Raw genomic sequence first — 26,844 nt, forward strand, 5'->3', positions numbered from 1 at the left:
GTCACTTGGCCTCACCTCTGTGGGGCCAGGTGTTAAACGTCATAAATAGGGGAAGAGCCTTCAAGCTCTTCCCCTATTTTGTATCTGGAGTCTGTACATGGAAAACCTGGATGCGCTGGTCTCTCAAGCACTAGAGGCTGTGCAAAGCGCTGAAGATATCAATGCCCTGGAGCAAATCCGGGTTCAATACCTTGGCAAAAAGGGTGAATTGACTCAGGTGATGAAGACCCTGGGGAATTTGCCGGCAGAGGAGCGTCCGCAAGTCGGCGCCCTGATCAACGTTGCCAAGGAACGTGTCACAGGCGTTCTCAATGCGCGCATGGCTCTGTTTGAGGAAGCCGAACTGGCTGCCAAACTGTCTGCCGAATCCATTGACGTGACCCTGCCGGGCCGTGGTCAGACCTCTGGTGGTCTGCATCCGGTAACCCGGACTCTGGAACGAATCGAACAGTTCTTCACCCATATCGGCTACGGCATTGCCGAAGGCCCTGAGGTCGAAGACGACTATCACAACTTCGAGGCGCTCAACATCCCAGGCCACCACCCGGCCCGGTCGATGCATGACACCTTCTATTTCAATGCCAACATGTTGCTGCGTACCCATACCTCGCCGGTACAGGTCCGCACCATGGAATCGAAAAAGCCGCCGATCCGCATCGTCTGCCCAGGTCGTGTGTACCGTAGCGACTCCGATATCACCCACTCGCCGATGTTCCACCAGGTTGAAGGCCTGCTGGTTGATCGCGATATCAACTTCGCCGACCTCAAAGGCACGATCGAAGAATTCCTGCGGGTGTTCTTCGAAAAAGAACTGGCCGTGCGTTTCCGTCCTTCGTACTTCCCGTTCACCGAGCCTTCCGCCGAAGTCGACATGGAATGCGTGATGTGCAGCGGTAAAGGCTGCCGCGTCTGCAAACAGACTGGCTGGCTGGAAGTGATGGGCTGCGGCATGGTTCACCCGAACGTGCTGCGCATGTCCGGGATCGATCCGGAAGAGTTCTCGGGCTTTGCCTTCGGCATGGGCGTTGAGCGTCTGGCCATGCTGCGTTACGGCGTGAACGACTTGCGTCTGTTCTTCGACAACGACTTGCGGTTCCTCGCGCAATTTCGCTAGTCGTAACGAATTCTTAGGAGAGCAGGATGAAATTCAGTGAACAATGGCTGCGTGGCTGGGTCAGCCCGCAGGTAGATCGCGACGCGCTGGTTGCACGTCTGTCGATGGCCGGTCTTGAGGTCGATAGCGTTACGCCGGCCGCCGGTGTTTTCAGCGGCGTGGTGGTGGGCGAGGTGCTGAGCACCGAGCAGCACCCCGATGCCGACAAATTGCGCGTATGCCAGGTCAGCAACGGTGCAGAAACCTTCCAGGTCGTGTGCGGTGCGCCAAACGTGCGTCCGGGCCTGAAGATTCCGTTCGCCATGATCGGTGCCGAGCTGCCGGGCGACTTCAAGATCAAGAAGGCCAAGCTGCGCGGCGTCGAGTCCAACGGCATGCTGTGCTCGCAATCCGAGCTGCAGGTCGGTGAAGGCAATGACGGTCTGATGGAGCTGCCGGCCGATGCGCCGGTGGGCGAAGATTTCCGCGTTTATCTGGACCTGGAAGACGCCAGCATCGAAGTCGATCTGACTCCGAACCGTGGCGACTGCCTGTCACTGGCCGGTCTGGCCCGTGAAGTCGGCGCGCTGTACGACGCCCCGGTCACGCGTCCGGTGGTGATGACTGTTCCGGCCGTGCATGATGAAGTGCGTTCGGTAGAAGTCCTGGCACCTGCTGCCTGCCCGCGTTATCTGGGCCGTGTCATTCGTAACGTTGACCTGTCAAGGCCGACGCCGCTGTGGATGGTTGAGCGCCTGCGTCGCGCCGAAGTGCGCAGCATCGACGCCGCGGTCGATATCACTAACTACGTGATGCTCGAGCTGGGTCAGCCGCTGCACGCCTTCGATCTCGCCGAAATCAATGGCGGCATCCGTGTGCGCATGGCGGAAGAGGGCGAGAAGCTCGTACTGCTCGACGGTCAGGAAGTCAGCCTGCGTAGCGATACGCTGGTGATCGCCGACCACACCCGTGCTCTGGCGATTGCTGGCGTGATGGGGGGCGAGCACAGCGGCGTGTCCGCGACCACTCGCGACGTATTCCTTGAAAGTGCGTTCTTCGACCAGATCGCGGTGGCGGGCAAGGCTCGTTCCTACGGCCTGCACACCGACGCTTCTCACCGCTACGAGCGCGGTGTGGACTGGCAACTGGCCCGTGAAGCCATGGAGCGCGCTACTGGCCTGCTGCTGGAAATCACCGGTGGCGAAGCCGGCCCGATCATCGAAACGGTCAGCGAACAGCACTTGCCGTCGATCGCGCCGATCACCCTGCGTGCGCAGCGCATCACTCAGATGCTGGGCATGGAAATGGATTCGGCCGAAGTCGAGCGTCTGCTCAACGCTTTGGGTCTGAAGGTTTCCGTCGACGGAGCAGGGCAGTGGCGCGTAGAAGTGCCGAGTCATCGCTTCGATATCAGCCTGGAAGTCGATCTGATCGAAGAACTGGCACGTCTGTACGGTTACAACCGCCTGCCGGTTCGTTACCCGCAAGCTCGCCTGGCGCCACAAGCCAAGGCTGAAGCGCGTAGCGACCTGCCGGAACTGCGTCGTCTGCTGGTTGCTCGTGGTTACCAGGAAGCGATCACCTACAGCTTCATCGATCCAAAGCAGTTCGAGCTGTTCAACCCAGGCGTCGAGCCACTGTTGCTGGCGAACCCGATCTCCAATGACATGGCTGCCATGCGTTCTTCGCTGTGGCCGGGTCTGGTCAAGGCGTTGCAGCACAACCTCAATCGTCAGCAGGATCGTGTCCGTCTGTTCGAGAGCGGTCTGCGCTTTGTCGGTCAGTTGGAAGGTCTGAAGCAAGAGCCGATGATCGCCGGTGTGGTATGCGGCAGTCGTCTGCCGGAAGGCTGGGCGCAAGGTCGCGATACCGTGGACTTCTTCGACGTCAAGGCTGACGTAGAAGCAGTGCTGGGCTTCGCCGGCGCGCTGGATCAGTTCACTTTTGCGCCGGGCAAGCATCCCGCACTGCATCCGGGCCAGACCGCGCGCATCGAGCGGGAAGGGCGTGAAGTCGGCTTTATCGGCGCGATTCACCCTGAGCTGTCGAAATCCTTGGGTCTCGACCGTCCGGTCTTCGTCTTCGAGCTGGTTCTGGCTGAAGTCGCTCTGGGTAAAATGCCGAAATTCCACGAGTTGTCGCGCTTTCCTGAAGTGCGTCGTGACCTGGCACTGATTGCGCACAAAAACGTTGCAGCCTCGGCTGTACTGGACGTAATCCGTGAAAATGCAGGCGAATGGCTGACAGACCTCAGGCTATTTGACGTGTATCAGGGTAAAGGCATTGATCCTGATAGAAAAAGCCTTGCAGTCGGCTTGACCTGGCAGCATCCATCGCGCACTCTTAATGACGATGAGGTGAATTCGACGACGCAAAATATCCTCACCTCGCTCGAACAAAGGTTGAACGCCACGTTAAGGAAGTGACGTATGGGGGCTTTGACGAAAGCTGAGATGGCGGAACGTCTGTATGAAGAGCTGGGCCTGAACAAGCGGGAAGCCAAGGAATTGGTTGAACTGTTTTTCGAGGAAATCAGGCACGCTCTTGAAGACAACGAGCAGGTCAAATTGTCGGGTTTCGGCAATTTCGACCTTCGGGACAAACGCCAGCGGCCTGGCCGCAACCCGAAAACGGGGGAAGAAATCCCGATCACGGCTCGCCGTGTGGTCACCTTTCGTCCAGGGCAGAAGTTGAAGGCCCGAGTTGAGGCTTATGCTGGAACCAAGTCATAACGACGAACTACCCGTCATCCCGGGCAAACGCTACTTCACCATTGGTGAAGTCAGCGAGCTGTGTGCGGTAAAACCGCACGTGCTGCGCTACTGGGAGCAGGAGTTTCCTCAGCTCAACCCCGTCAAACGCCGCGGAAACCGCCGGTATTATCAGCGCCAGGACGTGCTGATGATCCGGCAGATCCGCGCGCTCCTTTACGATCAGGGGTTCACCATCGGCGGCGCGCGCCTGCGTCTGTCAGGCGATGAAGCCAAAGACGACACCACCCAATACAAGCAAATGATCCGCCAGATGATCGCCGAGCTCGAAGATGTTCTGGTGGTACTCAAGAAATAATTTCCTGCTTTTAAATACTTCCAGTTTTCAAAAGCTTGCGATATATTCTTGAGCGTTCTTCGAGGTGAGGAACAAGTTTCACGCCTAGTCGGGGCGTAGCGCAGTCCGGTAGCGCACTAGCATGGGGTGCTAGGGGTCGAGTGTTCGAATCACTCCGTCCCGACCATATAATTCAATGACTTAGCCCAACTTTAGCGAGTTGGGCTTTTTCATGCACAGTGACTTTTGTCGTGGAATCCAGTTTCCCTCCTAATCAAAGTCAGACACTCAAGCCGATCAGCCAGATCGGCTTTTTTGTGCCTGCGCAAATGGCTCGCTTTAACGAGTGCCACATCCGGCAGCGACGGCAAAACCCTCTAAGGTTTTTTTTCTTGCACCTTGTCTGTTGGCTTGCTGGACGTCTGCGCATCCTTCTCTGTCTCATGAGTCTCTGCACCTGAGTTCGACCCCGAGGCCTCTTCACCTTTTTTGTCGGCCTTTTCCTCCTTGGATTCGGTGCCTCCCTGGTTGACCCCGGGAATGGCGGCAGGCGGAGTGCTGCTTCCTGCTATCGCAAGAGGGGCGATGGCAGACAGATAGCCTCCAAGCACGAATGCTGCAATGGATATGTTCATATTCGGGGCTTCCGCGTCAGTTGAATGAACGTTGGAAAATCAGAGGCAAGGCAAAGTGCCGGGCGACTGACGGGCGGATGTGAAACCGTGCATCTTATGGGAGAGCCCCTTCGCAAAACACGGCTTCAAAAGGCGGCAAATTGCTGGCCCCCGAATGTTCAAAGTCCCGGCAAACTCGCTTTTTTTCAAAAGGTTAGGTGGGCCACATGCGGACGATTGTCATCACCGTAGCAACGCTTTCCCTCGCTCTGTTCGCGGTGGAGGCCCAGGCCAGGGAACTGAGCAAAAGCCATCGTTTTGCGTGTACCTGGGGTTCGGACATCGCCGCCGGCGCACAACAATCGAAGCTGTCAGGGATTTCGCTGTATGGCGCGCGCAAGCGCTTGCAGGCGCGCAAGTTCCAGCAACCGTGGATGCGCATGACCGCCATGGGCATCACCGAGCAGACCTATGACAGCGCGTCGCGGCTAAAGCCGGCGGCCGTCAAGCAGACCTACTACGAACAGTGCGTTCGGCACGAACTGGCCCAACGTTGAATGAAAAAGCCCGACCTGAAGAGGTCGGGCTTTTTTATGTCCGGCGCACTGGCAGCGTCATTTGTCAGTTTCGCAATTGACCATCCACGACACGCCAAAACGATCCACCAGCATGCCGAAGCGTGCGGCCCAAAAGGTGGCTTCCAATGGCATGTCGACGCGACCGTCCCTGGCAAGGGCGTTAAATACCCGCTCTGCCTCGGCGATGCTGTCGACATTCAGGGAAATCGAGCAACCGCTCATGCCTTGGGTCGGGCGGTCGGGTGTGGTGTCCGAAGCCATGAGCATCTGATCGCCGACTTTCAGGCAGGTGTGGATGATCAGGTTGTGGTGCTCTTTCGGTACATGTTCGGCGGCTGGGGTTTCGCCGAAGGTCATCATCGCCTCGAGCTTGCCTTGCAGGCATTGCTCGTAAAACGTGAAGGCTGCACGGCAGTCGCCGTTGAAGATCAGGTACGGGTTGATTTTCATGGTGGTGCTCCCGAATAGGCAGTGGAACGCCGCACGGCCGGGTGTGCCGAAGCAGCGTCATGGATTGACTCCATCCAGCAAAGCGTTAGAACGCCGGATTGCCAGCCGATGCTGCAAGAATTTCGGTTCTGGGTGACCGATGGTCTGCGAGAAAGGGCGTCAGGAGTCGCGTGGGTTCTTCTGCACCGCGGCGCCCGCCACTCGGGCGGCAGGTCGGGTTTGCATCAGTGCATCGATCGCCTTGCGATAGTTCTGTCCGCCCAGCGCCATGCTGTTGTTATGTGTCGCGCCGGGCACCAGCAGCAGGCGTTTCGGTTGCCGGGCGGCGGCGAACAGTTGTTCGCTGAAGCGAGACGGGACGAATGCGTCGGCCAGGCCGTGCACCACCAGCAAGGGCATGTGGATCTCGGCGATCTTGTCGATGGAATCGAATTTCTGCGACAACAACCAGCGTACCGGAAGAGAGGTGTTGGCCACGGCAGCCGCCACATCCGCCAGTGACGTGAACGTGGATTCGATAACCAGTCCCCGCACCGGCAGTGGGGTGTGATTTCTGGCAGCATCGCGGCCAAGTTCGGCAGCCAGATCGATGGCGACCGCGCCCCCCAGTGAATGCCCGTAGATCAGGCGTTTGTTCGGGTCCGGTTGCAACAGCTGAAAGCGTGCCCAGGCCACCCGGGCATCCTCGTACACCGTGCTTTCCGATGGCAGGTCGCCATGGCTCTGGCCGAAGCCGCGATAGTCGATGGCCAGTACCGAATAACCTGCAGCACGCAATTGTTCGATACGGAACAGTTGGCCGGTGAGGTTCCAGCGCACGCCATGCAAATAGAGGATGGCCGGTGCATCGGCGCGTTCTGCCGGCCACCACCAGGCGTGAATGTTTTGCCCGGCCTTGAAGCTTTTCGGTTGCAGGTCGAGTTCCTGCACGCTGCCGGGCAATCCGTGATACCAGCCGGCAGTGCCCGGTTCTATGCGAAACAACAGTTTGCGTTCGGTGTGTTCCAGCACGGCACAACTCGCCGGCACGCCGATGATCAGGGCGGCCATGCAGGCGAACGCCAGACGGCGGCGTCGAAGTCGGGTCATGAAGGCAAGGAACATTAAACGTATCACCACGGTGTGGACAAAGAACGCTTTTTACCAGATGCCTCGACCCGCGCGTGACATTTTCGATCACCGCACGCCTGCAACGATTACAAAATGCTGCAACGACTCAGTCGATCTTCAGCACGATCTTGCCGATGTGGTCGCCTGCTTCCATGTGCGCATGGGCCAGCGCTGCGTCGGCGAGCGGGTAGACTTTGTCGATGATCGGCAGGCAGCGCCCCGCAGCCAGCACCGGCCAGACGTGTTCGCGCAATTGATCGGCGATGGCAGCCTTTTCCGCAGAAGTGCGGGCGCGCAGGAGGGAGCCGGTGACCACCGCACGCTTGCCGAGGATGGCGAGCAGATCGATGTCATTGGCCCGCGCGCCACCGAGGAAACCGAGCATCACCAATCGCCCGTCCATTCCCAAGGCGCTGATGTTCCCGTTGAGGTACGAGCCGCCCATGATGTCGAGGATCACATTCACGCCCTGGCCGGCGGTCTTCTCGGCGATGACAGCCGCGAAATCCTGTTCCCGGTAGTTGATCGCTTCACCGTCCAGATCACGGATCGTTGCGCATTTTTCGGCGCTGCCGGCGGTGGCGAAGGCTTCAATGCCAAATTCGCGGCACAGCATCAGCGCGGTAGTGCCGATGCCGCTGGTGCCGCCGTGGATCAAGGCACGCTGGCCACGGCTGGCGCCGCCGAGGCCAAACAGATTGGCCCACACCGTGAAAAATGTCTCCGGAATTGCCGCTGCCCGAATCCAGTCCAGTCCATCGGGAATTGGCAAGACCTGGCCCGCCGGAACCGTGCAGTATTCGGCGTAACCGCCGCCATTGGTCAGTGCGCACACCCGGTCACCCACCGCGAATGTGCTGACACCATTGCCGACGGCCACGACTTCACCCGCCACTTCAAGGCCCGGGATCGGGTTCATGCCAGGCTTCATCGGGTACTTGCCGGCGCGTTGCAGGGCATCCGGGCGATTGATGCCGGCAGCGTGCACGCGGATCAGTACTTCGCCTTGTGCGGCCACCGGCAGCGGGACGCGTCGGGATTGCAGAACCTCGGGCCCGCCCGGTTCGGTGATTTCAATTCGTGTCATTTCAGTGGGCAATGTCATTTTTCGATTCCTCTTGAAACAAGTGATCAGTAGATGGGAGCGCAGTCAGGGCGTAATGATTCCCCTCATTGGACGCAGCAGCGTTGCTCGACGGAGGAGGGCAGCAGTTTCATGACTTGTTCAAGTATCAGAGCGATCACGATGGCACCGGCGGCAATCACGAAGAGCAGCACATGCTGTCCGCCTGTGGCGTTGAACAGCGCCGAATAGACGAATCCGGCCAAGGCCTGAAACGTGGCGAACGACACCGTGGCCCGGCTCCACGCCACCTGCTGGCGATGATGATCCGGCACCAGCTCATGCACCCGGGCCAACGCCAGCGGGACAATGCCCGGCGGGAACGAGCCGAGGACTACCGCCAACAGCGCCAGTGCCAGGAACGAGTGCGAAATGGCCAGCAAACCAAGGGTGATCGCTTGCACCACCAGCACCAGACGAATCCCCGTTCGCGCACCGAGATGATCGGCGAGAAAGCCATAACTTACCGGGCCGACGATGGCGCCCAGACCGTACATGATCCAGACCAGCGCGCCGACGTGCGCCCCGGCGCCAAGGCCTCGGGCGACATAATCCACCAGAAAGACCATGGCCGGCACCAGCCCGGCGGCCATGAAAGCGTACTGGGCAAACAGCAGATAAACAGCAGGCGGCGTTGGTTCTGCCGGGGCCACCTGAGCCGTTGCGGTGGTTGCATGGGGCAGCTCCGAGGGCCAGCCGAACCAGCTTAATGCCGTCAGTGCCAGCGACAGTGCGCCCAATCCCAGCCAGGTCGCTTGCAAACCCAGACTCAACAGCAGCGGGACGATCGTGCCCGAGCCAGCGATGCCCAGACCGATGCCAAGGAAAATCGCCCCACTGGCCAGGCCTTTGCGCGCGGCCGGTACGTGTGGCAGCACGGTCGCGGCCACCAGCACCATGATCGCGCCGCCAGCGATTCCGGAGAGCAGACGCCAGCCGAAATACCAGCTCACTGACACGGGGTACGCACAGGCAAAAAACGCCACGGTCACCGCCAGCATCATCAGTCGCAAGGCGTTTCTCTGAGTGAGCCGGCGTGCCAGCGGACGGCCGAGGAGGGCGCCGATCAAGTAACCGACCAGATTCGCCGCGCCGAGATAGACCACATCATGGGCGGAAAACCACTGTGCCTGAATCAGCGAAGGGATCAGCGGCGTGTAAGCAAAACGCGCCAGACCGATGCTGACCAGACTGGCGCAGAGTCCGGCGAAGATCGCCAGCCAGACGCTCGTGTCCGGACGCTCGGGCGAAGCAATTGAAGGGGGCATGACGGCAATCCTGTGGAAAGGTTTATGGCGCCCAGCATATCGGCTATCGTTGCTGCGTTAATGCAGCGAGTTTGCGTGTTAGTGATGCGTTTATGCATCAATGGAGAACGGTATGAACTGGGATGATGCACGAGTGTTTCTTGCGGTTTGTCGCGAGTCGACATTACGCGGCGCCGCGCGCGTGCTGGGCGTGGATCAGGCGACAGTCGGGCGACGCATCACGGCACTGGAAAAGTCGCTCGGCGCGACCTTGTTCCTGCGCACCTCCGAGGGTTATGCGCTGACGGCAGTCGGCGAAGCGGCGCTCAAGTCTGTCGAAAAAATGGAGCATTCGGCACTGGAGCTGGAACGGCGCATTCAGGGCCTGGACAATCGCCTGACCGGAAGTGTGCGGGTCAGCACCACCGATTCGCTGGCCATCGACTTTCTGATCCCGGCCATCGCGCAGTTGCACGAATACCATCCGGACGTGCGCGTGCACCTGGATGCCTCTACGCAGATCCTCAGCCTGGCCAAGCGTGAAGCGGACATCGCCGTACGCAACACCCGTCCCGACAACCCGGACCTGATCGCCCGGCGCATCGCGCGTTGGCCCGTGGGCCTGTTTGCCTCGCAGGCCTATGTCGACCGCCATGGTGTGCCGACGCCAGGCAGTGCGTTCGAGGGCCATGATCTGGTGGTGTACCAGCCGTATCTGCAAGGCAACAAGGACCTGACCCTGGTGACCGAATCCATAAGTCGGGGGCGTATCGTCGCCGGTCTGAGCTCGAGCCTGCTGGTACGACGCTCGATTGCCGCCGGGCTGGGTGTAGGAGAAATCCCGGTCTACATGGGCGAGCGCGATGGACTGGTCAGGCTGTGGCCGGAGCGTACGCGAGCGTTGCCTTATGAAGTGTGGCTGGTGACCCATGCGGATTTGCGCCATACCGCGCGGGTCAGGGTGGTGATCGAGCAGATTGTCGAGGCGTTTGCGCTGGAGAATGAGTAGTCCTTGATGCTGTGTAGGACGGCTACATCAGCTGACGATCTTGCCTACAACAGCGCCAGAATCCGCTGGCTTGTGAGTTTTATGGCCGGGCCCTATCGTTTCCCACACCCTGAGTGAGCAGGTGAAATGCTCCGAGGTGATCAATCCAGGGAAGTATTGATAAACGTCAGAGGTGCGGAATTGATTGCAAGGGAATTCAGCCAATTTCAAGCAAGCGACATGGCCGGGCAAACGGATAGTACTGAGTCTATGAACTACATAACGCGAGACGAATTCAGCGCCAGGATCGAGGTCATCGAGACAAGAATCGATGCACGGATCGAATCCATGTCTGCCAAGATCGATGGCTTTCTGACCCAGCAGGCCGAGCGGGATCAGGCACGGCTGGAGCTCGAAAAAAATCAGGAGCAGGCCCGGTTGGAGCAGAAACGCTCTATGGAGGAGGCTCGGTTCGAGTGGGAGCGATCTCAGGAGGCGGCTCGGGTGGAGCGGGAGCGGTCCCAAGACGCGGCGCGCCTGGAGCAGAAACGAGAGCAGGAGGCAGCACGGCGGGAGTGGGAGAAGTCTCAGGAAAAGTCGCGCCTTGAGCGGGAAGAGGCCCAGGAGAAAGTGCGCCTTGAGCGGGAAGAGGCCCAGGAGAAAGTGCGCCTTGAGCGGGAAGAGGCCCAGGAGAAAGTGCGTCTTGAGCGGGAAGAGGCCCAGGAGAAAGTGCGCCTTGAGCGGGAGCAGGCTCAGGAAAGAATCCAGCTGGCGTACGAGAAGAATCTCGAAAGCCTGCGGCAGGAGCGCTTGAAGGCTCGACTGGGGTATGAAAAGGTCTTGGAGACCACCCGGGTCGAGCGAGAGAAAGCCTACGAAAAAGTCAGACTGGAGCAAGAAAAGGCTCACCTGGAGCGCGACCAGCGTTACGCGATCGTCTCGGCTCGCATTGACAGGTCTCTGGAGCGAATTGACGAAGCCGTCAGGCAGGTCTCGACGATCAAGGCGAATTACTGGGCGGCAACGGCCGTACATTTTCTCGGGATGGTCGCCATACTCGCGGGTACTTACTACGCCAATCAGGCGAACGTGATGATGGCGATGCAGACAACCATGGCAATGCTTCAGTCGGTGAAAGAGGCTGGAAATCCTGCGCCAGCAGTGCTGATGACCTTCCCTGCAGAGTGAAAAACGGCCTTCAACGAAGGCCGTTTTTTCGATCGATGAAAGCCATGGACTCATGGCATTTCCGGCAGCTCCTGCGGACGCAGGTCAAACACCAGGACCTCGGCATCCAGGCCATTGCTCAGGGTCAGTGCCTGTTCTTCACGAACCCGCACGCCGTCGCCTTCCTTCAACTGCACGCCGTTCAGTTCAACGCTGCCGCGAGCAACGTGTACATAGGCATAGCGGTTGGCAGGCAGCTTGAGTGTGGCGCTTTCCTCGCCATCGAACAGCCCGGCGTACACTCGTGCATCCTGGCGTACTTTCAGCGAGCCGTGGCTGCCTTCGGGCGAAATGATCAGTTGCAGGCGACCGCGCTTTTTCTGTTCGCTGAAGTGCTCTTGCTGGTAACGCGGTTTCGCGCCGCTGACGTCCGGCACGATCCAGATCTGCAGGAAGTGCACAGGCTTGGTCGCCGAATGGTTGAACTCACTGTGGGCCACGCCGCTGCCGGCGCTCATCAGTTGCACATCGCCGGGGCGGATTACCGAACCGGTGCCAAGGGTATCCTTGTGTTCCAGGGCTCCTTCGAGCACATAGGAGAAAATCTCCATGTCGCGGTGCGGGTGCTGTCCGAAGCCTTTGCCGGCGGCGACGCGATCATCGTTGATCACCAACAGGTCGGAGAAGCCCTGTTCACGCGGGTCACGGTAGCTGGCGAAGGAAAAGGTGTGGAACGACTTCAACCAGCCATGATTGGCCAGACCACGGTCGGAAGCTTTACGAAGGGTCAGCATGATGAAATCTCCTTTCAGGACGTTGATTCGTCCGAGTGAGGAGAAGGTTACTGTTTACTTATCGACGCAATAAGTAGATGAAAATTGAAATACTGTCTCGCTATGGTTGACAGTGATGTTGACTGAAGCACGCATTCTTTTTCAACGGTTGCGCCGTATCTGGCCATAATGCGCAGATTTATGATTCCACATGGATTTTGGTGATACCCCATGAAGACCGTGGCAATGGTGCTGTTTCCGGAATTTCTGCTGCTCGACATGGCCGGGCCTCTGGAGGTCTTTTCGGTTGCCAACCGCTACCTGAAACCGCAAGCCCACTATCACCTGACAACATTGGGCACCGAGCGCGGGCCGTTGCGTGCGTCCAACGGCGTACTCGTGCACACCGATCGACACATTGACGAAGCCGATGAGCGCTATGACTTGTTGCTGGTGCCGGGCGGACCCGGTGCGTACAACGAAAAACATCCGCCGTTGCTCGCCTGGCTGCAAGGCGCGGTGACGCGTGCCGGGCAATATGGCTCGATCTGTACCGGCGCCTTCGTGCTTGGTCATGCCGGTTTGCTCGACGGCTATCGTGTGACCACTCACTGGAATTACACCGAACGATTGATCAAGGGCTTTCCGAAGGCAAACGTCGCGACCGACCAGATTTTCATTGAAGATCGCAACCTGATCACGTCGGGAGGTGTCACGGCCGGGATCGATATGGCGTTGGCGGTGGTCGCCCGCGATCATGGCAAAAAAATTGCCCAGGACGTGGCCAAGGTATTGCTGGTGGTGATGAAACGTCAGGGCGGGCAAGCGCAGTTCAGCCCGTTGATGGCAGCCGTGGCGCCTCAGGAAACGCCGATAACCCGGGTACAGAACCATGTGCTGGAGCACCTGGAGGAAGCCTTCACCGTCGAGCGCATGGCGGGGCTTGCGAACATGAGTGCGCGGCATTTCGCCCGGGTGTTCGCCCGCGAGGTCAACATGACGCCCATGGAGTTTCTGCAAAGTGCGCGCATCGATTGCGCGCGAAATCTGCTGGAAACCAGCGATCTGCCGCTGAAAACCGTGGCCTATAAAAGCGGTTTCGGCAGCGTGCGGCACATGCGGTTTCTGTTCGGCGAAAAGCTCGGGCTGACCCCGACGCAATATCGCGAACAGTTCAGCTAGAGCGGTTCTGTCCGTTACGGGCATCCGGATGTCCGTGCTGGACCCCGCATGGTGGTTGTACCGTCATCGAGGCCTGCGAAGATAACGGACATGAACAGCCTCAACGAATTGAACTCGGCGTCGGTCCTGTATTTCGGGCCGTACGCGTTCCATTTGCGCCAGCGGCTGATCCTCGAAGGGGATCGGCAATTGCGCATGGGCGGTCGTGCGCTGGACATTCTGCAAGTGCTGGTCGAGCGCGCCGGGCGGGTGGTCAGTAAAGAACAATTGATTGCGCTGGTGTGGCCGACCTCGGTGGTCGAGGAAATCAACCTGCGGGTGCACATCGCCGCGTTGCGTCGGGCTCTCGGCGACGGCGAGAACGGTCAGCGCTACATCGTCAATGTGCCGCAATGCGGGTACAGCTTCGTGGCACCGGTGCAAAGCGACAGCGTCGAGCAGGTGGTGTTCGAAAGCCTGCAGGCGCCCCAACACAATTTGCCCGCACGGCTGACGCCGGTCACCGGGCGCGATTCACTGGTCGGCGGTCTGGTGCGGCAATTGCCATTGTCCCGGCTCCTGACAGTGACGGGACCTGCCGGCGTTGGCAAAAGCACCGTGGCGTTACGCGCAGCGGAACTGCTGCTGCAACATTTCCGTGATGGCGTGTGGCAGGTGGATCTATCGCTGATCGACGACGACATCCCGCTCCTTGATCACCTGCTGAAAACCCTCGACATCGATTTCCCCACCCTGACCGCGCGCCACGCCTTGCTGGTGCTGGACAATTGCGAGCATCTGCACGAAGCCTGCCGGAAGTTGCTGCAAACGCTGCTCGACACCGCGCCTCGTCTATCAATCCTTGCCACCAGCCGCGAACCGTTGCGTCTCGGTCTGGAAGTACTCCAGCCGCTTCCGCCCCTGACCCTTCCCAAATCTTCGGCCCTCAACAGTGTTGCCGAGGTCATGGGTTATTCGGCGGTGCAGCTGTTTGTCAGTCGTGCCCGTGCGCGTCAACACGGTTTTTGTCTGCGTGAGCAGGATCTGGAAACGGTGCGCGATATCTGTCGGCGGCTCGACGGTCTGCCGTTGGCGATCGAACTGGCAGCCGCGCAGATCGATGCGCTGGCGCTGGTCGGCCTTCAGACGCAACTGGATCAAGGCCTGCAAGTCCTGAGTCACGGTCGCCGCACCGCCGTGCCACGCCATCAGTCGATGAAGGCTGCGCTGGACTGGAGCTATCAGCGCTTGAGCGAGCAGGAACAACGCGTGCTGCAACGCTTGTCGGTGTTCAAGATGGCATTCACCCTGGACGCCGCCATCGGCGTGATCAGTTGCGCGCAACTACCACCCTCGACACTGGTGGCAGTGGTCGAACAGCTGGCGGCCAGGTCATGGCTGACAACGGACCGATCCAGCGGAACGCTGCGCTATCGAATGCTCAACACCACACGCCGCTATGCCCTTGAACAGCTGGAGCAGGGCGGCGAACTGAGTGATGTCGAGCGTCGGCACGCGCGTTACCTGGGCCGCACCCGGCCAGCCTCAAGCGGCCGACTGACCGCGCAGTTCGTCGAGCAGTAAACGCACTTTGCGCAGATCCGGTGTGGCATAGCCTTCGGTGAAGCGTTGGTAGATCGGTGTCAGCAATTCTAGCGCCTCGTGATAACGCGACTGGCGTTGCCACAACTGCGCCAGCGACGTTGCGCTGCGCAGCTCCCAGGCCAGGGCGCCTTGTGTCCGCGCTATCTCAAGCGATTGCTGCAAGGCGCTTTCGACCGTGTGATGACAGGGCGCTTCAGCCGCAAGCAATCGCTCGGCCCGGGCCCGCAAGATTTCCGCAGTACTCCAGCCGGCCGCGCCACTTTGCGCCCGTTCCAGCAACGCATCATCAACGAAGCCCGGATCCAGCGTGACCATGATTTCCCTGACCAGACCGCTGTCGGCGGGCGGGATGGCGGGGGCTTTGTCGGCGTCGATCACCTGCGCGTAGTGTCGCGCCCACGTGTAGAACAGCAGCACCGAATGCTTCTGCGCCTGTTCGAGCAACAGTTGCAGCAGCGCGCGGGCGTTCTGTACGTCGCCGTTGTAATGGGCGATCAGGCACGATGCGAGTGCCAGGGTGTAGCAGATCGAGGTGCCGTGGTTGATCTGCACCGCGATGTCCAGCGCCTGCCGCGCCGTGCGCCAGGCCTGCTCGGGAAAACCTTGCAACCACAACACTCGGGCGAGGACGGTCAGCGAGGCAACGCTCTGATCGTATTGCACGCCGAAACCGTGAGTGAAGCGGTTGAGATGGCCGCTGTGGGCCATGCGCTGGATCACCTGTTCGGCGTGGATTCGCGCCTGATGCTGATCGCCGGCGTAATGCAGCGCGAGTACCCGCAAGCGATGGGTGCTCAGGGACAACTGCGCATCGCCGTACACACCGAGGCTTTCGAATTGCTCGCTCTGCTCGAGCGCCATCCGGTAATGCCCGCAACTCAGGTTGACCGCCATATGCCCCGACACCGCGCGCAACTGGCCGGCCTTGTCGTCGTGCCGTTGCGCCAGCAGGCGGGCGCTGACGAAGGCTTCGATGGTTTCCGGGGTGCCACCCCAGGTGTGGTAGCAGGCGCTGCCGAGGGCCAGTTTCAGGGCGATTTCCAGTCGCGGGCAGGGCTCGTCGGATGACGCCAGCAGCGCGAGTGCCCGGCGTACGTGAACGCCGTATTCCTTAAGCAGGGACAGCTCCTGCCACAGTGGCGCGGAAGTCGCCGTCAGGCGCACGCCGAGAGGGCGCGAGCCCGCGCCATTCAGCGTCCACTCAAGCGCCGCGCGCAGGTCTTCGAGACCACGGGCGTATCGCTCGATCCAGACTTCGGTTGGCGTATTCTCCCAATCGGCCTGGGCCTGATGCATCAGCGCCAGGCTGCGTTCGGCATGGCGTTCGCGGGTTTCGCCGAGCTCGGCGGCCTGGTCGAGTTTTTCCAATGCGTAGCGGCGAGTGGTGTCGAGCAGGCGATAAAACACCTCTTCATCGCCGACCTCGACGTTGAGCAGCGACTTGGCGACCAGTTGCGTAATCGAGGCAAACACTTCGTTCGACTCGATGTGCTGACCGACGATAACCGCCGCCGCCGATTCCAGCGTGAACGCGCCACGAAACACACCCAGTCGACGCAGGCCGGTCTGTTCGCAGCCGTTGAGCAGATTGAAGCTCCAGTCCAGCGTAGCGCGCAGGGTTTCATGCCGGCCGAGGCGAGTCTGATTGCCTGTCGGCAAACGCCCCTGAAGCTGACTCAGCAAACCGTCCAGCCCAAGGCTCGCGACTTGCGCGGCCGCCAGTTCCAGTGCCAGCGGGATGCCGTCCAGCCGTCGACAGATGTCGATGATCAAGGGCAGATCAGCGTTGCCCGGCTCAAAGTGTTCGTGGGCCGCCATTGCCCGTTCGACGAACAGTTGCAACGCAGAAAATCCCATCGCCTGATCGCGATCGAGAACCGCAATCGGAGGTGGACAATCGAGAGATTCCAGACGCTGCACATACTCGCCCTCGGCGCGCAGGCTTTCGCGGCTGGTGGCCAGGATGTGCACCTGCGGCGCACCACGCAGAATGCTTTCGCTGAGTAACGCCACGGCGTCGATCAAGTGCTCGCAGTTGTCGATCACCAACAGCATCTGACGCTCGCGCAGGCTGCTGATCAGGCAGGCCATCGGTTCATTGTCATGCAGCGAAAGATCCAGCAGGGCGGCGAGGTGCGAGCAGATCGATCCCGAATCGTTGAGCGGTGCCAGATCCAATAGTCGGATACCGTCGCGGTAGCGGCCGATCAGCTGTTCGGCAACGCGCAAGGCCACGGTGGTCTTGCCGATCCCGCCGGGGCCGACCAGGGTGATGCAGCGCTGGCGCGGCAGTTGCTTCATCAGGCTATCGACCACCGACTGGCGACCGATCATCCGCGTACGGCGCAGCGGCAGGTTATGCCGGCCGAGGTTGGCGGCCGCGGGGTGTTGTTCGATGGATTGCAGCAGGACCGGCGCGACGAAACTGTATCCGCGCTGCGCCACCGTGACGATGTAACGCTGCCCGGCCTGACCGTCGCCGAGCGCCTTGCGCAGCGCGGCCATGTGCACCCGCAGATTGATGTCTTCCACCACGCTGTCCGGCCAGACCCCGGCAATGAGCTGCTGCTTGCTGACGACCTCGCCGGCGTTGGCCAGCAGGATCAGCAGAATGTCCATGGCGCGCCGGCCCAGGCGCAAAGGCTGGTCGCCTTCAAGCACCAGCCGCTGACCGGGGTGGATCCGATAGGGGCCGAAACCGATGGCCTGATTCGGGGAAAGACTCAACCGCTCACTCCTTCGACGTTTTTAAGATCCTGATCCGCCTCGGTGAAGAATCCGTGACGGGCAGGGCGGAGATCGACTCGAGGGTCACGCAAGCCGTCTAATCCGCAGTATCCGGGCATATTCCTCAGGAATTGACGCCAGTGCAACGTGCGCGCAATGCACGCGCCCGGGCATCGCTCGGCATCCCGTGCCGTCACCACTGTATTTAAAGGCTGGAACCTGTGCCGGCTCACCCGACAGCCGGGAAAAATTAACAACGATTAACTCGTCCGCGCCCGCTCCAGAGCCAAAACTCCACGGCAATGGAATGCATACGTCCGGAGGACGCTGCGATGAGCAAGGTAGTGGTGGTCTATCACAGTGGCTACGGGCACACCCGCGTCATTGCCCAGGCTGTGGCGCGAGGTGTTGAGCGCCACTTGGGCAGCACCTGCCTGCTGCTGGCGGTGGAGGACGTGGACGCCCACTGGGATGACCTGCACCGCGCCGACGCCATCATCTTCGGCGCGCCGACCTACATGGGCAGCGCTTCGGCGGCGTTCAAGCAGTTCATGGAGGCCACGGCTTCGTTCTACCTTGCCCGGCCGTGGCGCGACAAACTCGCGGCGGGCTTCACCAACTCCGGCAGCCTGTGTGGCGACAAACTCAATACCTTGCTGCAAATGGCAGTGTTCGCCGCCCAGCATTCGATGATCTGGGTCGGGCTCGATCTGTTGCCGGCGCGCGCGCGCGAAGGTGTTTTCGATGGTCAGTTGAATCGCCTCGGTAGCTCCCTCGGCGCCATGTCCCAATCCTGTGTCGAGCAACCGCCCGAGTGGGTCCCCCCGCTTGAGGATCAACAGACCGCAGCGCATCTGGGCGAGCGGGTGGCGCGACTGGCGCAGCGGATGGCTTGAGGGCGAAACCGCCTCAGCGGTTTTTCATGACCTGACAGCGCCACGCAAACGGATTGATCCCTTCGCTGCGGGTGAAGATGTGGCAGAAGTGCGCCTGATCGCAGAATCCGCATTCCAGGCTGATCTGCGTGAGGCTGTGGTTGGTGTGCTGGATCAACAGCTTGGCCCGCGCAATGCGCTGGGTGCGGATCCAGTCTTGCGGCGAGTACCCGGTGCTGCACTTGAACGCCCGGGAAAAGTGACTGCGTGAGAGCGAGCAGGCGCTGGCCAGTTCCGTCACTTCAAGGCTGTCGCCAAGCCGTTCGAGGATCAGCTGTTTCACCAGCCGTTCCCGTTGCGGGCTCAGCCCGCCGGTGTTGGTCTTGCCGGGTTCGCTGGCAGGGGCGCGGGCGACGGTTTGCTGTAAGTGAGCCATGGCCTAAGTCCGTGTCGGGGGGGAACGCACGGTCAGCGCTTTCCCTCAGGTCAAAAAAACAACGCTGCGCAGAGGGATTCATTGTTTGGCGAAGGGCGAGTGCTGACGAGTTAAACGTTGTTAATTCCACTGTCGGCCTCAACTCAGCACACCACTCCAAGTCCCCATGACGGGAACCGGGCAGGATGGCGACGAAGGGGGCGGTCCATAAGGGGCCGTAGAATCGGGCTCGGCCGAGGGGATGCACATGAAAGGTTTGTTCAACGGCGTCATCGGCATGGCGTTTGTCAGTGTGATGTCCAGCGCCATGGCGCAGGCACCGCAGGTCGGCACGCAGGCACCGGGTTATTTCAGACTGGCGCTGGGCGATTACGAGGTGACGGCGCTGTTCGACGGCTACAACGATTTGTCGCCGAAGCTGTTGCAGGGCATGAGCCAGAGTCAGATTCGCGCGCTGCTGGCCCGTCGTTCGATTGAAACGCCGGGTGTACAGACCGCGTTCAATGCGTTCCTGGTCAACACCGGCAAGCAACTGATTCTGGTGGATACCGGCGCGGGTCAGTGCATCGGTGCTACCGCCGGCCAGCTCTCGGCGAACATGCAGGCGGCCGGCTACAAGCCTGAGCAGGTCGACGCGATTCTGTTGACTCACCTGCACCTGGATCACGTCTGTGGACTGGTCGATGGCCAGCAACAGCCAATCTTCACCAATGCCACGGTTTACGCCGCCAGGGCCGAAGCCGACTACTGGCTCGATCCGCAGGCCGAGGCGAAGGCGCCAGCCGGCGCTCGGGAGTTCTTCAAGATCGCCCAGGACTCCACCGCGCCTTACGTGGCGGCCGGACGCTTCAAGACTTTCGCTGCCGGCCAGTCGCCGTTGCCGGGTGTGGTAGAAGCCACGCTGGAAGCCGGGCACACGCCGGGCAGCACCACCTACCGTTTCACCTCGCAGAACCAGAGCATCGTGTTCATGGGAGATCTGGTGCATAACCTTGCGGTGCAGTTCGATCATCCGGACGTGTCGATTCGCTTCGACGTCAACGGTCAGCAAGCCATCAAAAGTCGTAACGCCGTGTTCAGCGCAGCGGCGGCCAGCAAGACCTGGGTCACGGCTGCGCATTTGCCGTTCCCGGGCATCGGTCACATCACCGCGGTCGACAAACACTTTCAGTGGGTGCCGGTCGAATACGGCCCCTACAAGCGCGCGGCCAAAGTGCCGTTGATCGAGTAAAGTGCGCAGCTCCCACGTCAGGCTCAAACAAGGAAAACGTGCCCCATGAACCGTAACGATCTGCGCCGCGTCGACATGAACCTGCTGGTGATATTCGAAGCGCTGATGTTCGAAAAGAACCTGACCCGCGTCGCCGAAAAACTGTTCATGGGCCAACCGGCAGTGAGCGCGGCGCTGGGCCGCTTGCGCGATCTGTTCGACGATCCGTTGCTGCTGCGCAACGGTCGGGGCATGGAGCCGACAGCCCGGGCACTGGCGATTCTTCGGGAGCTGCAACCGGCGATGGACGTGATTTCCGGCGCGGTCAGTCGGGCCAAGGAGTTCGATCCGGCGACCAGTTGCGACGTGTTCCGCATCGGCCTGTCGGATGACGCCGAGTTCGGTCTGTTCCCGCCGCTGCTGCGCCAGTTGCAGGAAGAGGCGCCGGGGATCGTGGTCGTGGTGCGCCGTGCCAACTACCTGCTGATGCCGACGCTGCTGGCCTCCGGGGAAATTTCCGTCGGCGTGAGTTACACCACCGATCTGCCGGCCAACGCCAAGCGCAAGAAACTGCGCGACATTCCCTGCAAGGTTCTGCGTGGCGATAACCGCCCAGGCCCGCTGACCCTCGACGAATATTGCGAGCGGCCTCACGCGATGGTGTCGTTCTCCGGCGATCTGAGCGGCAACATCGACGTGGACCTGGCCAAGGTCGGCCGCTGCCGCCGCGTGGTGCTCGGCGTGCCGCAGTTCAGCGGTTTGCGCGCGCTGCTGGCGGGCACCGAGATGATCGCCACCGTGCCGGATTACGCCGCGTGTGCGTTGGTCGAAGGCTGTGCGTTACGGGCTGAGGACCCACCGTTTCCGATTGATGCCGCGCAGCTGTCGATGGCGTGGAGCGGGGTGCATGACAACGATCCGGCGGAGAAATGGCTGCGGTCGCGGATCAGTCAGTTCATGTCGGTGGCGCTGGATATTCCAGTTGCCTGATGCGGGTATTTCAGAGAGGGCCGAAAGCATCACTTCGACCAGTCGTCGAGACTGTCAGAGTTGACAGTAGCGCGTTTCAAGTCGGTTGGCGTTCCATTACCCAAGCCTGCTGCACTGAAGCAGTCCGGGCTCACCTTGCGATGGAGCGTCGACAATGACTTTGGCATCATTCAGAAGCTGCACCTCGTTTCCCGGCGGGACCCCGATTCCGTATGGTGGAAGCACACAGTCTAAAGACATTGAGTTTATCGGCGAAGGTTTGCCGGGCGCTCCCTATGAGATTTTTGAGAACAGCAATGTTCTGGCTCGCGGAAATTTCAATCTCAGTGGGGCATTCGTCGAACGGTTGCAGAATCTGTCGTCTGGATCTCATTTATTTAAGTTGCGCGAACATGGCAGTGCACTGCCTACGTCAGACTGGGCGTTGCGAATCCGGACCAGCAGGCCGATCGGTTCGATTCTGGTCGGGCTTTCGCCTTGGGGGCTGACACTCAATGACGATGGTTCCCGAGGGTACGTCCCTGTGGGCGGGAAATTGCAAGTAATCGACACCGACAACTCCACGTTGTTGGCGCCGATAAATATTCCGAAATTAATAAGCTCGTGGGGTATGGCGCTTACGCACAATGGAGCGCGTGCTTTTGTACTGAATAGCTCGGATACGCTGGTGGTTGATCTCACTACATCGACCGTCATTGCGACACTTCCGATACACGGTACCTGGATTGTGCCCGCCAGAGATGGCTCCAAGGTATTTATCAGTAATTACGCCCAGCATGCACTTGCTGTGGTCGACAGTAATAGCTTTTTGTTTTCAAACATTCCCGTCGGTCAGCTCCCAAGGCAGCTTGCCACAAGCCTGGATGGCAATCGGGTGTACGTTGCTCATTCTTCCAATGCTGTTGCAGTCGTGGACGCGCGTACGTTGGTTGTCCTCAAGCAGATCCACACTGGTTTTCCCGTCTATGGGTTGGCAGTGAGCCCGGACGGGAATCATGTGTACGCTGCAGGTTTTCTGACCACTCATAGTGTATTGGTGAAGCTTGATTCGTCGACCGGTTTAACGATCTGGACTTTGAATACCGGAACCGAAACGCGAGGGCTTGCAATCAATCATTCTGGCACTCGGGTCTACTGCTGTTACCGGGATCAGGAAAGCAAGGTCATCACAATTGATGCCCTGTCGAGCCAGATCCTCGCTACAGCGCAGCTGCCCGTAGGCCCGATGTCGCTGGAAATCAGTCCTGATGACCAAAATGCCTATGTCCCGTGCCTGGATAGCGGCATCGTATCGGTTATTGATCTGGCGCCAGGCGCGTCCAATGCCCAGGCGCAGGATGTGTCGTCGCTCGCAGGGGAAAGTGTCGAACGAATCCCGAAAGAGCGGTTTCCCGGTGGAGTGGATTGATCACTTCAACGCCGGGCGCCTCGTCACTTTGTGAGAGTAAGCATGCTCACTTTCACAGGAGATCTGTGTTGCAGATGCTCCTGTTGAATAGTGTTGAAGGGTATGTCCGCAAAGCCACGCAACCTTGCGCCTTTGCCTACGTGTACGCCAGAACCCGCCCGCTTGTGCGCCTCTGGGGCGGGCTCCTTTGTTTGGCGGTCGCTGAAAAACAGTGATCGGGTTTGGCAGCCTGGCTTTTTCTCTAGACGCACAATGTCTTCTGTTCGTGATCAGGTTCACGCCTGACCGTTCATGTTATAGCGGCTTTGCGTGGGGCACTTCGGAGCGCCGGGTTCTAGAGTCCTGGTCTGCTAACCCGCGTAAGAACTGCTGGCCGACGCCTGCGAAACCCTGACCTCGGCCAAAACCATGGCCACCGACTTCGCCGGGCTGGTGGACGGCTCGCATCGGCATGTGCTGCTGGGGATTGCGCAGTTGATCATGCTGGGGGAACTGGCGGTGAATCGGGCGCTGGACAATCTGGAGGCGGCGACGGATTCGGCGGCTTGATCCGCTGAAACAAATAAACGGCCTGCGGGCCGTTTGTTTAGAAAAAGCGGATGAACCCAGCATGACCGCTCGTCGCTACTGTCAAAGTTGACAGTAGCGACACTCCTCTCGATTGGCGTTCGATGGCATATCCACCGGTCAAGCAGTTGCTGCGAACCCCATAAAGGAGTCTTTTCCATGGACATCCAGTCACCAAGCTTTGGCGCCACGAGTTTTCCCGGCGGAACCCCCATCAATGATGGCGATGACATTCCATACACGGACATTGAACTGTCTAGCAGCGATGGAACGGCTTTTAGCACTTATCAGTTACTCGATAACGATGTCGTTGTTCGCGCGGGAGGTTTCAATGCCAGTGGAGGGTTTGTCGAACGGTTCCTGGGTCTTGCTTCCGGAGCGCATCACTTCAAACTGCGCGAGCATGCCAGTGCGCTGCCGACTTCTGAGTTGCAGTTCACCGTTCAGGGGGTACTGAAGTCGCCACAAGTCGATGAGGCTGAGGCGAACAACAACGTGCTGGACTTGGTTGCGTTGGGTTCGAGTGACGCAACGCTTCGTGCATTCGACTGGTCGCGAATCGAGGTGGGACAACAGGTCTGGCTGAAGTTTGCTGGCTTCAAATCAGACGGCACGATGCATAACCTGACGTTCTGGAATGGTGGAACTCACAAGACCAATGCGACGTGGATCAGTCAGGGGTACTGGATCAAACCACTGAGCAACGCCTATCTGGCAGAACTGGGAAACGGCACCACGCTGACTCTCACATTCAAGGTATCAATGGACAAGAGTGGCGAGGAAAGTACCGCTACATTGTTCCCGGAAACGGTTTATTCGATCAGGACCAAAGGGCTGGAGATTAAGCCTGAGCCCATGCTCCTCAACGGTATGGCCATTTTTTCACCTTACGGATGGGCAGACAGTGGTCGGGACTTTCCCGGTAACACACAGTCTCGACGCCCGAATAATGGCACTGAACCTTACACCTTCGAATCAGAAAACACAGTCATTGCGACGGTCGATAGCTCAGGCAAGGTACAGGGCAAGGCAAACGGCGAGACTTGGATAATCGTCAAGGACGCGACCGGGGCTTCAGCCAGGTATCCCGTTGAAGTCAGTAATGTCTTTGAACTGGTCCACAATGGCGCGACAGTTTCAGTACCTGCCGCAGTCGCCTGGGCGGCTTCGATAGGCGGATTGCCACTGACTCCGACAGTCTGGAACCTCATGGTTTTCAAATACCCCAACTATCAAAGTTACTGCCCGCTGTTCTACAACGTGAGCAACATCATCAGCTGGGCAAAAGGTTGGGGCTGGTGGGCATGTCAGCCGAAAGGCAGTGGGCATGAAATAGCCGGGTATGCGCAAAGTAGCCATAGTGGGAATCAAGGGCCGGGGTTGTACGCCCAAGTGGGCGCTACTACAGCCACGGCAATGTGTATTCGGCCATTGAACGGTTAGGTCGCTTGAGCGGAGCAGGCACTCTTGTTGAATAGTGTTTAAGGCTATGTCCGCAAAGCCACGCAACTTTGCGTCTTTGCCTACGTGTACGCCAGAATCCGTCGGCTTGTGCGCCTTGAGGCTGGGTCTTTTCGTTTCCGGGTCGCTGACGAATCAGCGATCGGGGCTCGCAGCCCGCGATCTCTGGACGCACAACATCCTCCGGTTTTATGGCGGCTGTACGTGGGAGACCTTCGGGTCTGCCGGTTCTAGAGTCCCGGTCTGCGACCCGCGTATGGCTGCCACCCCTTCGTATCGCAGCGAATCGTGGCGGCTCAATGACTCTGGAGATGCAACCATGATAAAACCCACGCCAAACCTACCTGAAACCGACACAACCTCGCCCTACAAAACCCTCGACTCCAAGAAATTCCACGAAGCCGCCGAACGCGCCCTCGACCATTAGCTCAATCCGCTCCTCCCCAGAAAACCGCTGCTCAAACCCAACGCCCGCTACCTCATCGCGCCCGGTATCGACAGCGAAGAACTGCTGGCCGATGCTTGCGAAACCCTGACCTGCGCCAAAACCATGGCCACTGATTTCGCCGGGTTGGTGGATGGCTCGCAGCGGCATGTGCTGCTGGGGATTGCGCAGTTGATCATGCTCGGTGAACTGGCCGTGAATCGGTAATGGATAACCTGGAAGTGGCCGCTGATTCGGCTGCTTGATCCGGTATTTATAAAACGGCCTGCGGGCCGTTTTTTTGTGTGCGAATGAATTCGCAGGCGGCAGAAATCACCTTGACCATCCGTCGCTACTGTCAAAGTTGACAGTAGCGCAACGCTCTCTCGATGGCGCTCCATGGTCCATACCTGCTGCTGTTTCGACAGAAACGGCTGTTCTCGGAAGGAGCGTCTGCCATGAAGAAAATGCCAGAAAAACAAAAGTCCAAAAAGAAAAAGCCAAAAAAACAGAATCCGTATTTCTCTTTTTTCACGTCTTTTCCTGGCGGGACCCCTTACAAAAATCCTGACAGCACTTTACTCAGAGGGCTCGATATGGGCGCTGACGGTCCGCCTGGAAGCCCTCTGGAAATAACCCACACACATAACGGCATTCTTAAAGTTCTGACGCCTCCCGGGAGTGTGTTCAATCCCAGTGGCAGATTCCTGTTACAAGTGCTGAATCTTTTTGATGGGTCGCACACCTTCGGCTTGCGTGCAAACTCCAGTTCGTCGCCTTTCCACGAATGGTTATTGAATGTGGGTGCGGTCGAGAAGTTGACGATCGATTCGCTGAAAGGCTTGAACAGCGGGGTGGAGATCCCTTCGGGCACCAGCACTTCCGAAAAGCTGTTTGCACTCAGTGGACAAGCGAGGGCGAATGCCACCGTTGATTTGTACGACAACGACATTCTTGTCGCAGGACCGATCGCCGTGGGTGCGCTTGGCAACTGGACCTACAACACAGGGCCTCAGGCACAAGGGCCCCACCGTTATACGGTGAGAGGAAAATATGACTCGGGCCCTGAGTCGGCTCCGCCGAGAACGCTGACTATTCTTGGTCTGGCAATCGATCCGACTCCGATGATCCTGGACGGAGTTATGGTGATCAATGGGTATGGTTGGTCGACCAATGAGATGCCAGGAAATACGGCCACACGTGTACCCACCACGGGTGTGCTGCCCTTCACCTACCAACCGGCCGACCCGACGATCGTGCAGGTGAGCAATCTCGGAAAAGTTGTCGGGATCAAAAACGGTAGCACGACTGTTACGGTTACTGACGCCACCGGCCAGAGTGCTTCCTACCCTGTTCAGGTTTCCAAGGTTTACAGATTGCTTATAAACAATTCATTGCTGACTGCTTTGGAGGGAATGGCGTGGTTAATGAGTGTTGGCGGTGTGAACGACTACAACGTGATCGCATATGTCGGACCTAGTTTGATGAATCCCGTGCGCGATCTATATGAAAATCGGTTGTATCCAGATCCGTATGGTTCACGAATCTACCAATACCTTCCGGGTCAAGTGAATGTGCTTTGTTGGAATGGCTCAACTATTTCGGGTTACGGCATCTTGTTTACAGGTATCGAGCGAGCAAGGGCAATGACCGTGGTTCCAACTTGAACATGGAAGAGTTGGAGTGTTCCGTTAGCGGGCAGGCCCAGCAAATTTGCGTTTGATCAATCCCGGCGGCCCGCGTGGGAACAATCAACGGCCCGAAAGAGAGCACACCCATCCAATTTCCC

General features: G+C 59.3%; 23 protein-coding genes, 1 tRNA gene and 2 pseudogenes. 18 read left to right on the top strand and 8 right to left on the bottom strand.

The genetic code is table 11. The features are described from left to right. Nucleotides 1-97 precede the first annotated feature (97 nt). The 5 genes from pheS (at nucleotide 98) to IHQ43_RS10135 (ending at nucleotide 4,328) form a co-directional block, all read left to right on the top strand. Entirely contained in the window at nucleotides 98-1,114 is a 1,017-nt protein-coding gene (gene pheS, locus IHQ43_RS10115; RefSeq protein ID WP_011333387.1) for a phenylalanine--tRNA ligase subunit alpha, read from the top strand. A gap of 26 nt (nucleotides 1,115-1,140) precedes the next feature. After that, nucleotides 1,141-3,519, top strand: coding sequence for a phenylalanine--tRNA ligase subunit beta (gene pheT / locus IHQ43_RS10120; RefSeq protein ID WP_192564213.1), 2,379 nt, complete (start codon nucleotides 1,141-1,143; stop codon nucleotides 3,517-3,519). 3 nt (nucleotides 3,520-3,522) lie between these two features. Further along, entirely contained in the window at nucleotides 3,523-3,825 is a 303-nt protein-coding gene (gene ihfA, locus IHQ43_RS10125) for an integration host factor subunit alpha (protein WP_002553164.1), read from the top strand. Then, a complete protein-coding gene (locus IHQ43_RS10130; RefSeq protein WP_003179985.1) occupies nucleotides 3,806-4,162 on the top strand; it encodes a MerR family transcriptional regulator in 357 nt (118 codons plus the stop codon). The genes ihfA and IHQ43_RS10130 overlap by 20 nt, the downstream gene beginning before the upstream one ends. Nucleotides 4,163-4,251: 89 nt before the next feature. Further along, nucleotides 4,252-4,328, top strand: a tRNA-Pro gene (locus IHQ43_RS10135). Nucleotides 4,329-4,518: 190 nt separating this feature from the next. Here IHQ43_RS10135 and IHQ43_RS10140 read toward each other — a convergent pair. Further along, complete coding sequence (locus IHQ43_RS10140; RefSeq protein ID WP_192564214.1) at nucleotides 4,519-4,776, bottom strand: hypothetical protein; 258 nt, start codon at nucleotides 4,774-4,776, stop codon at nucleotides 4,519-4,521. A gap of 206 nt (nucleotides 4,777-4,982) precedes the next feature. Between IHQ43_RS10140 and IHQ43_RS10145 the strand changes: the two genes are divergently transcribed. Continuing rightward, nucleotides 4,983-5,312, top strand: coding sequence for a hypothetical protein (locus IHQ43_RS10145; protein WP_064378879.1), 330 nt, complete (start codon nucleotides 4,983-4,985; stop codon nucleotides 5,310-5,312). 57 nt (nucleotides 5,313-5,369) lie between these two features. Here the strand turns inward: IHQ43_RS10145 and IHQ43_RS10150 are convergent, their stop codons facing one another. From IHQ43_RS10150 to IHQ43_RS10165, 4 genes are all read right to left on the bottom strand, one after another. Beyond that, nucleotides 5,370-5,783 carry a VOC family protein gene (locus IHQ43_RS10150; RefSeq protein WP_064378880.1) on the bottom strand — a complete coding sequence of 138 codons (414 nt, stop codon included), beginning with the start codon at nucleotides 5,781-5,783 and terminating at the stop codon, nucleotides 5,370-5,372. A gap of 159 nt (nucleotides 5,784-5,942) precedes the next feature. Continuing rightward, the gene (locus IHQ43_RS10155) at nucleotides 5,943-6,887 is read right to left on the bottom strand and encodes an alpha/beta hydrolase (RefSeq protein ID WP_192564215.1); all 945 of its coding nucleotides are present in this window, start codon (nucleotides 6,885-6,887) and stop codon (nucleotides 5,943-5,945) included. Between the two features lie 112 nt (nucleotides 6,888-6,999). Then, entirely contained in the window at nucleotides 7,000-7,998 is a 999-nt protein-coding gene (locus IHQ43_RS10160) for an NAD(P)H-quinone oxidoreductase (protein ID WP_192564216.1), read from the bottom strand. Between the two features lie 65 nt (nucleotides 7,999-8,063). Further along, on the bottom strand, nucleotides 8,064-9,284 hold the full coding sequence (locus IHQ43_RS10165; RefSeq protein ID WP_192564217.1) for a YbfB/YjiJ family MFS transporter: 1,221 nt from the start codon (nucleotides 9,282-9,284) through the stop codon (nucleotides 8,064-8,066). 112 nt (nucleotides 9,285-9,396) lie between these two features. Here IHQ43_RS10165 and IHQ43_RS10170 point away from each other — a divergent pair, with 112 nt between their 5' ends. Together IHQ43_RS10170 and IHQ43_RS10175 are read left to right on the top strand one after the other, a co-directional pair. Continuing rightward, complete coding sequence (locus IHQ43_RS10170; RefSeq protein WP_192564218.1) at nucleotides 9,397-10,272, top strand: LysR family transcriptional regulator; 876 nt, start codon at nucleotides 9,397-9,399, stop codon at nucleotides 10,270-10,272. Between the two features lie 249 nt (nucleotides 10,273-10,521). Further along, nucleotides 10,522-11,439, top strand: coding sequence for a coiled-coil domain-containing protein (locus IHQ43_RS10175; RefSeq protein ID WP_192564219.1), 918 nt, complete (start codon nucleotides 10,522-10,524; stop codon nucleotides 11,437-11,439). A 50-nt stretch (nucleotides 11,440-11,489) separates the two neighbouring features. Here the strand turns inward: IHQ43_RS10175 and IHQ43_RS10180 are convergent, their stop codons facing one another. Continuing rightward, nucleotides 11,490-12,212 (bottom strand): pirin family protein, encoded by a 723-nt coding sequence (locus IHQ43_RS10180; protein ID WP_192564220.1) that lies wholly within the window; start codon nucleotides 12,210-12,212, stop codon nucleotides 11,490-11,492. Nucleotides 12,213-12,422: 210 nt separating this feature from the next. Here IHQ43_RS10180 and IHQ43_RS10185 point away from each other — a divergent pair, with 210 nt between their 5' ends. Together IHQ43_RS10185 and IHQ43_RS10190 are read left to right on the top strand one after the other, a co-directional pair. Beyond that, a complete protein-coding gene (locus IHQ43_RS10185; protein WP_192564221.1) occupies nucleotides 12,423-13,373 on the top strand; it encodes a GlxA family transcriptional regulator in 951 nt (316 codons plus the stop codon). Nucleotides 13,374-13,463: 90 nt separating this feature from the next. Continuing rightward, nucleotides 13,464-14,936, top strand: coding sequence for an ATP-binding protein (locus tag IHQ43_RS10190; RefSeq protein WP_192564222.1), 1,473 nt, complete (start codon nucleotides 13,464-13,466; stop codon nucleotides 14,934-14,936). Here IHQ43_RS10190 and IHQ43_RS10195 read toward each other — a convergent pair. Then, nucleotides 14,898-17,684, bottom strand: a complete 2,787-nt coding sequence (locus tag IHQ43_RS10195) for an ATP-binding protein (RefSeq protein WP_192564223.1) — start codon at nucleotides 17,682-17,684, stop codon at nucleotides 14,898-14,900. The genes IHQ43_RS10190 and IHQ43_RS10195 overlap by 39 nt on opposite strands. 332 nt (nucleotides 17,685-18,016) lie before the next feature. Between IHQ43_RS10195 and IHQ43_RS10200 the strand changes: the two genes are divergently transcribed. Further along, nucleotides 18,017-18,580, top strand: coding sequence for a flavodoxin family protein (locus IHQ43_RS10200; protein WP_192564224.1), 564 nt, complete (start codon nucleotides 18,017-18,019; stop codon nucleotides 18,578-18,580). A gap of 13 nt (nucleotides 18,581-18,593) precedes the next feature. Here the strand turns inward: IHQ43_RS10200 and IHQ43_RS10205 are convergent, their stop codons facing one another. Continuing rightward, nucleotides 18,594-18,995, bottom strand: coding sequence for a helix-turn-helix domain-containing protein (locus IHQ43_RS10205; protein ID WP_192564225.1), 402 nt, complete (start codon nucleotides 18,993-18,995; stop codon nucleotides 18,594-18,596). Between the two features lie 247 nt (nucleotides 18,996-19,242). Here IHQ43_RS10205 and IHQ43_RS10210 point away from each other — a divergent pair, with 247 nt between their 5' ends. The 7 genes and pseudogenes from IHQ43_RS10210 to IHQ43_RS10240 all read left to right on the top strand — a co-directional run bounded on the left by IHQ43_RS10210 (nucleotide 19,243) and on the right by IHQ43_RS10240 (nucleotide 26,722). After that, nucleotides 19,243-20,226, top strand: a complete 984-nt coding sequence (locus IHQ43_RS10210; protein ID WP_192564226.1) for an MBL fold metallo-hydrolase — start codon at nucleotides 19,243-19,245, stop codon at nucleotides 20,224-20,226. A 45-nt stretch (nucleotides 20,227-20,271) separates the two neighbouring features. Then, nucleotides 20,272-21,195 (top strand): LysR substrate-binding domain-containing protein, encoded by a 924-nt coding sequence (locus IHQ43_RS10215; protein ID WP_192564227.1) that lies wholly within the window; start codon nucleotides 20,272-20,274, stop codon nucleotides 21,193-21,195. A gap of 154 nt (nucleotides 21,196-21,349) precedes the next feature. Beyond that, the gene (locus tag IHQ43_RS10220) at nucleotides 21,350-22,603 is read left to right on the top strand and encodes a YncE family protein (RefSeq protein ID WP_192564228.1); all 1,254 of its coding nucleotides are present in this window, start codon (nucleotides 21,350-21,352) and stop codon (nucleotides 22,601-22,603) included. Between the two features lie 363 nt (nucleotides 22,604-22,966). After that, nucleotides 22,967-23,152 (top strand): annotated as a pseudogene (locus IHQ43_RS10225) (DUF6124 family protein); the annotation flags it as partial. A 177-nt stretch (nucleotides 23,153-23,329) separates the two neighbouring features. Further along, nucleotides 23,330-24,613, top strand: coding sequence for a hypothetical protein (locus tag IHQ43_RS10230; protein ID WP_192564229.1), 1,284 nt, complete (start codon nucleotides 23,330-23,332; stop codon nucleotides 24,611-24,613). A 337-nt stretch (nucleotides 24,614-24,950) separates the two neighbouring features. Beyond that, nucleotides 24,951-25,321: pseudogene (locus IHQ43_RS10235) on the top strand (DUF6124 family protein). 192 nt (nucleotides 25,322-25,513) lie between these two features. Further along, a complete protein-coding gene (locus IHQ43_RS10240; protein ID WP_192564230.1) occupies nucleotides 25,514-26,722 on the top strand; it encodes an Ig-like domain-containing protein in 1,209 nt (402 codons plus the stop codon). The last annotated feature ends 122 nt before the right edge of the window (nucleotides 26,723-26,844 follow it).

The organism is Pseudomonas gozinkensis (assembly GCF_014863585.1).
Classification (GTDB): domain Bacteria; phylum Pseudomonadota; class Gammaproteobacteria; order Pseudomonadales; family Pseudomonadaceae; genus Aquipseudomonas; species Aquipseudomonas gozinkensis.

What these genes read in the sequence shown, in the direction of transcription:
- IHQ43_RS10200 (WP_192564224.1), top strand. Translation starts at nt 18,017, where the DNA reads ATGAGCAAGGTAGTGGTGGTCTATCACAGTGGCTACGGGCACACCCGC.
- pheT (WP_192564213.1), top strand. Translation starts at nt 1,141, where the DNA reads ATGAAATTCAGTGAACAATGGCTGCGTGGCTGGGTCAGCCCGCAGGTA.
- pheS (WP_011333387.1), top strand. Translation starts at nt 98, where the DNA reads ATGGAAAACCTGGATGCGCTGGTCTCTCAAGCACTAGAGGCTGTGCAA.
- IHQ43_RS10185 (WP_192564221.1), top strand. Translation starts at nt 12,423, where the DNA reads ATGAAGACCGTGGCAATGGTGCTGTTTCCGGAATTTCTGCTGCTCGAC.
- IHQ43_RS10155 (WP_192564215.1), bottom strand. Translation starts at nt 6,887, where the DNA reads ATGTTCCTTGCCTTCATGACCCGACTTCGACGCCGCCGTCTGGCGTTC.
- IHQ43_RS10240 (WP_192564230.1), top strand. Translation starts at nt 25,514, where the DNA reads ATGAAGAAAATGCCAGAAAAACAAAAGTCCAAAAAGAAAAAGCCAAAA.
- IHQ43_RS10175 (WP_192564219.1), top strand. Translation starts at nt 10,522, where the DNA reads ATGAACTACATAACGCGAGACGAATTCAGCGCCAGGATCGAGGTCATC.
- IHQ43_RS10190 (WP_192564222.1), top strand. Translation starts at nt 13,464, where the DNA reads ATGAACAGCCTCAACGAATTGAACTCGGCGTCGGTCCTGTATTTCGGG.
- IHQ43_RS10160 (WP_192564216.1), bottom strand. Translation starts at nt 7,998, where the DNA reads ATGACATTGCCCACTGAAATGACACGAATTGAAATCACCGAACCGGGC.
- IHQ43_RS10145 (WP_064378879.1), top strand. Translation starts at nt 4,983, where the DNA reads ATGCGGACGATTGTCATCACCGTAGCAACGCTTTCCCTCGCTCTGTTC.
- IHQ43_RS10140 (WP_192564214.1), bottom strand. Translation starts at nt 4,776, where the DNA reads ATGAACATATCCATTGCAGCATTCGTGCTTGGAGGCTATCTGTCTGCC.
- IHQ43_RS10205 (WP_192564225.1), bottom strand. Translation starts at nt 18,995, where the DNA reads ATGGCTCACTTACAGCAAACCGTCGCCCGCGCCCCTGCCAGCGAACCC.
- IHQ43_RS10220 (WP_192564228.1), top strand. Translation starts at nt 21,350, where the DNA reads ATGACTTTGGCATCATTCAGAAGCTGCACCTCGTTTCCCGGCGGGACC.
- IHQ43_RS10165 (WP_192564217.1), bottom strand. Translation starts at nt 9,284, where the DNA reads ATGCCCCCTTCAATTGCTTCGCCCGAGCGTCCGGACACGAGCGTCTGG.
- IHQ43_RS10170 (WP_192564218.1), top strand. Translation starts at nt 9,397, where the DNA reads ATGAACTGGGATGATGCACGAGTGTTTCTTGCGGTTTGTCGCGAGTCG.
- ihfA (WP_002553164.1), top strand. Translation starts at nt 3,523, where the DNA reads ATGGGGGCTTTGACGAAAGCTGAGATGGCGGAACGTCTGTATGAAGAG.
- IHQ43_RS10230 (WP_192564229.1), top strand. Translation starts at nt 23,330, where the DNA reads ATGGACATCCAGTCACCAAGCTTTGGCGCCACGAGTTTTCCCGGCGGA.
- IHQ43_RS10210 (WP_192564226.1), top strand. Translation starts at nt 19,243, where the DNA reads ATGAAAGGTTTGTTCAACGGCGTCATCGGCATGGCGTTTGTCAGTGTG.
- IHQ43_RS10215 (WP_192564227.1), top strand. Translation starts at nt 20,272, where the DNA reads ATGAACCGTAACGATCTGCGCCGCGTCGACATGAACCTGCTGGTGATA.
- IHQ43_RS10150 (WP_064378880.1), bottom strand. Translation starts at nt 5,783, where the DNA reads ATGAAAATCAACCCGTACCTGATCTTCAACGGCGACTGCCGTGCAGCC.
- IHQ43_RS10130 (WP_003179985.1), top strand. Translation starts at nt 3,806, where the DNA reads ATGCTGGAACCAAGTCATAACGACGAACTACCCGTCATCCCGGGCAAA.
- IHQ43_RS10180 (WP_192564220.1), bottom strand. Translation starts at nt 12,212, where the DNA reads ATGCTGACCCTTCGTAAAGCTTCCGACCGTGGTCTGGCCAATCATGGC.